Below are 539 nucleotides of genomic sequence, written 5' to 3' on the forward strand. Positions count from 1 at the left end.
AGACAACGTGCTATTGAAGGTTATTACCAAGGGAATTTACCTTTAGGCTATGATAAAGTACCTGACAGTAAAAAAGAACTCATGATCAATCAACATGAAGCGAATATTGTTAAATATATTTTTGAGTCATACGCTAAAGGTCATGGTTATCGTAAGATTGCGAATGCATTGAATCATAAAGGTTATGTGACTAAGAAAGGTAAACCGTTTAGTATTTCGTCCATTACCTACATCATCTCAAACCCTTTTTACATTGGAAAAATACAGTTTGCGAAGTATAGACACTGGAGCGATAAGAGACGAAAAGGACTCAATGAGGAACCTATTATCGCTGACGGTAAGCATGCACCTATTATTGATAGAAACTTATGGGATAAAGTACAGTTTAAACGCCAGGAGAGTCGCAAGAAACCACAAGTCCATGGTAAAGGGACAAACCTACTGACTGGCATTGTAAAATGTCCGAAATGTGGTGCAGCAATGGCCGCAAGTAATACGACCAATACGTTAAAAGATGGCACTAAGAAAAGAATCAGATA

At 37.5% G+C, this 539-nt stretch carries 1 protein-coding gene; it reads left to right on the forward strand.

Annotated features, from left to right (window positions below; genetic code table 11):
* Positions 1 to 539, forward strand: a 539-nt coding sequence (locus HMPREF2647_RS11565) for a recombinase family protein (protein WP_256326497.1), incomplete at both ends; no start/stop codon positions are given.

It is taken from the genome of Staphylococcus sp. HMSC035D11, from assembly GCF_001836075.1.
In the GTDB taxonomy this organism is placed as follows: domain Bacteria; phylum Bacillota; class Bacilli; order Staphylococcales; family Staphylococcaceae; genus Staphylococcus; species Staphylococcus hominis.